1 protein-coding gene is annotated in these 4,671 nt (G+C 37.6%); it reads left to right on the forward strand.

What is annotated here, in order from left to right; translation table 11 throughout:
• The first annotated feature begins 192 nt into the window (after positions 1 to 192).
• Positions 193 to 4,317 carry a Rib/alpha-like domain-containing protein gene (locus tag FC46_RS09480; RefSeq protein ID WP_057800141.1) on the forward strand — a complete coding sequence of 1,375 codons (4,125 nt, stop codon included), beginning with the start codon at positions 193 to 195 and terminating at the stop codon, positions 4,315 to 4,317.
• Positions 4,318 to 4,671 lie beyond the last annotated feature (354 nt).

The raw sequence follows: 4,671 nt of genomic DNA on the forward strand, positions 1-4,671 counted from the left end.
AATGACCTTTTTTAATTTAGGACATAGTGTCCAACTTCATTTTACAATCGGCCGAAATATTAAAAATATTAAGAATCTCTAAAGTGACAGCTTGTCATTTTATCTGAAAAGCGGTTTCATATAAAATGACGGTTGTAGGTGTAATATATATAATTTCATAGATATATATGTATTTTTTATGGAGATTTTTAAATGGCACGAGATGAAAAGAAAATGTCAAGACATAAGAAGATGAGCTCACGAGGAAAAAAGATTACTTCAGGGACAGCTTCTGTATTACTGGGAACAGGTATTATAATGGGTGCTAATAGTCGCCCAGTTAAAGCTTCAAATTCACGTGAAGATGAAATCACGGAAGTAGAAAATGCTGATGTTCTATCTAGTGAGAAGACTAAGATTGATGTTAAGCAGAGAGCGGCAGATGATGTATTAGAAGTAACACAAAAGACAGATGAAAATACTGTTCAAAGTGCTTCTGAAAACATTGAACAAGGCTCAGAAAAAATAGATCTTGAGCAAGATGCTAATGAAGAAAATACTGCAACATCTGAAATGCAGATTACTTCAGATCAACAATCTACAAGTAATGATGCTGTTGAAAATGAAGAAGTTTCAGAAGATTCACAAAAAGTAGTCGATAGCTCAGCTAATATTGCTGAACCAGAAACGACTGTTGTTCAAGAAAATGTAGATATAAGTAGTGAAGCGTCTTCTGGAGAAAAAGAACAACTTGATACAAAACAAGAAAAGCTAGAATTAGCAGCTGAAGCGGAAACCCAAATTTCAAAAGATGTAAGTGACTATCAAAGTTTCTTAGATGCTATTAGAGATGTTAATACTAATGTTATTAATTTAACTGGTAATGTTGATTTTAGTAATGCAACATTAAAGCACGGACTCACTGGCATAACAGGAAAATATGAAACGTTAAACGATCAAGGTATTGCTCGTGAACTGACTATTAATGGTAACGGTAATAGCTTGATAATGGGCGATCGCTACCTTGAATTTACAAGCAAAAACCAAAATGACAATAAGAATTGGGATATTACGCTTAAAGATCTTACTTTACAAACCACTAGTGGTAATGGTCCATTTAAGTTTGCTAATACTAATGCTGAAGCTGGTAAGAATACCATTACTTTCGATGGTGTGACTACTACTACTGATTCATATGAAATCATGTGGTATAAGAGTAATAGTGAGCAAACTGCAAATGTTAAATTTAAAGGCAATAACACAATCAACAGTATAATTGACGGAGATACCGCAGCACTTTATGCATATAGCGTTGAGGTCCTAAATGGTATTACTACTTTCAATGTTATCAATAGTGATCCAGCTAATACTGGAACTAACCGTTCAGTTATCTTGATTTCTGAAACTAATGCGCAAGCTGGCAAGGTAATTGTAGATCAAGGCGCTACTTTAAATATTAATGCTGATAGTAAAGTTACAGTAGACGGAATGGATGGTTCTAATTCTTATGGAACAATGGGAATCCGCTTCTGGAGCTGGGCTGATACTGCTGATATTGATACTGCTAAAACCAGTGTTGTACAAGTTGCTGGTGATTTAAATCTTAATATGGGTAGTGGCGGTTCTACTGCTATTCTTGCTTCATATGTTGATGTTCAATCAGGCGGTAATGTCGTAATTGAAACCTTGCAAAATGGTGATGACACTGGTACAGGGCTTTTGACTGGTGCTCACACAGGGACACACTTTGGTGCCATCACTGGTGGTATGGCAGCTTCTGACTCTCATGCTGGAATAAGAATTGCAAAAGATGGCAGCTTGAAGATTGTGCGTCCAGCTGGACTTGAATCTACTCAGCCATTAATTTCTTATGGTGACATTGGTGTCGGTATTGGCAAGACATTCACTATTGATGTCCAAGATGGTGGGACTTTAGATTTACAAGATGGTGCAAAGAATCCACAGAATTGGAACTTTGAAAATGATAGTAGTACAACCGAGTCTAATATGCCATGGACTGGTTTGATTACTATGTGGGGAACCAGTACTACGAATGTTATTAAGATTAATAATCCTAAGTATGTTAACCTTCAACGTCTTGGTGATCAATTTGGTTCGCTAATGCGCCTTGAAGGTACAACTAATAATGTAACTATTAATGGTGAGATTAATGATGCCACAACCCCTCTTGCCCAATGGGATGCGGGTGAAAAAGGTGATACTCCTTCATACTATTGGTACATCAAGGATTTAGCTAACCAGAATAACTGGGGTACCGCTGCGAATACTTTTACAAAGAGTGGTGATGATTCTAAGCCGGCTTCATCAAAAGGATCGACAACATTCCTAGGTTCAAATGGTAGTGTTGAAATGGCGTCCAATCAAGCAGGAACTAATTCATCTAAATTCAATAATGGTACGATAGCTCAAACTAGTGGGGAAGCTGCCAATTATCAAGCACCATACTTGAGTCAATTCTTGAATCATTTTAGTTGGTGGTCTTCACAGCGAATTGCGATGGGTAGTGCTCTGGAAGATATTGTGAAGCCAACAGATTCTCAGAAGTATCAGCCAGAAACTCAAGATGTCAATGGTAATATTAACCAGACTTTGGATGATTTAGATGCTAAAGATGGTATTAAAGATTTAATTTCTAGTGATGGAACTACGACAACAGATCTTACTCCAATTCAAAGTGTAACTTGGTATAATTCAACAACTGATGCGGCTGATTGGACTAACATAATGGGTAATGATATAGCAGTTCCGACTAATCCAACTGGAAATCTTACAGTTGATACTAAATCTGCTTGGGCTAAAGTTACTTATGCTGATAGTTCAGTTGATTTTGTAAACATTCCATTGAATATTAGTGAAACTGCATCAATGGCAGATACTTATACTCCATCATATGATCCAGTGGAAGTAGAAAAAGGGCAGACTGCTACTGCAGATCCTACTTTTACTGGGGCTGACGGATCTGCTACAGCTGTGCCGGATGGGACAACATTTACTCTTGGAGATACCGTACCAACTGGGACAACTATTGATGCAACAACTGGTACTGTAACGATTGGCGCTGACGCAGCGACGGGTGAATACAATATTCCTGTTACTGTAACTTACTCTGATGGCTCAACTGAGGAGGTTTTAGTACCAGTAACTGTAGCTGAAGCAACAACTGATGCGGATAAGTACAATCCAGAAGGTCAAGATGTGACTGTGGAAATAGGAAAGACCCCTGAAGCATCAGCAGGTATCAAGAACAAAGGTGATTTACCAGAAGGCACAGAATACACATGGAAGGAAGCTCCAGATACAACCACACCGGGAGATACGACTGAAACAGTAATTGTAACGTACCCAGATAAGAGTACTGAAGAAGTAGAGGTTCCGATCCACGTAAAAGATCCAAGTACAATGACCGATGCGGATAAGTACAATCCGGAAGGTCAAGATGTAACTGTGGAAACAGGCAAGACACCGGATCCATCAGAAGGTATCAAGAACAAGGGTGACTTACCAGAAGGCACAGAATACACATGGAAAGAAACCCCAGATACAACCACCCCAGGAGATAGAACAGGAACAATAGTTGTAACATACCCAGATGGTTCAACGGAGGAAGTACCGGTAACTATCCATGTAAAAGATCCAAGTACAATGACTGATGCAGATAAGTACAACCCAGAAGGTCAAGATGTAACTGTTGAAACGGGTAAGACGCCTGAAGCATCAGAAGGTATCAAGAACAAGGGTGATCTACCAGAGGGTACAGAATACACATGGAAAGAAGCTCCAGATACAACCACCCCAGGAGATAGAACAGGAACAATAGTTGTAACGTACCCAGATGGTTCAATGGAGGAAGTACCAGTAACTATCCATGTAAAGACGCCAGATACCACTCCAACTACGCCAACCACTCCAATTCCTGGTAACAATGGTGGAGATAACACAACTGCAACTGATCCAATGCCTGAAAATAATAATGGAAGCAATAATTCTACGTCAGGTAATGAAAACAATGATGAAAATATTGATGGATCAGTTACAGATGAAAATACTGGTAAGAATACTGATTCTATGCCAAATAGTAAATCTACTTCTTCCAGTAATAAAGTAACTAATATGAATGATAACTCCGTTAACTCAAGCAACGTGGCTAATGGTTCTACAGATGTAAATACAGTTAATGCTGGCAATGGTAATAGTGAAGAAACCTTGCCACAAACTAGTGAAACAAACGATAATGCAGGAATTCTTGGATTAGTACTAGCTAATCTTGCGGCACTTCTTGGTGTTGCAGATCGTAAGAAACGTAGAGATAAAAAGTAAAACAGATACATATAAGAAAGAATCATTGTAAATAAAAAATAGCGCTAGAAATTTTTCTAGTGCTATTTTTTTTAGCTTAAGAATTGGGCAATTGATAAACGTTATAATAACACAATAAAATAATAGTTATTTAAAACTGAATTTGAAAAATAGGGGATAAGAACAGCTTTTTGTAAGCGTTTTCATATCTATAAATAATATAAATTGTTTTGCTAATCTTTTAAAACATGTTATTATATTTTTTAAATAACAGATGTGCTTTGAGACATGCTGATAACCAGCCTTTATATATAAGGCAGCTGAAACTTGAAAGCACTAAATAAGCTGGAAGCTTTATAGGTTCTGGCTTTTTCC

This window comes from Lactobacillus kalixensis DSM 16043 (genome assembly GCF_001434335.1).
Taxonomy (GTDB): Bacteria; Bacillota; Bacilli; order Lactobacillales; family Lactobacillaceae; genus Lactobacillus; species Lactobacillus kalixensis.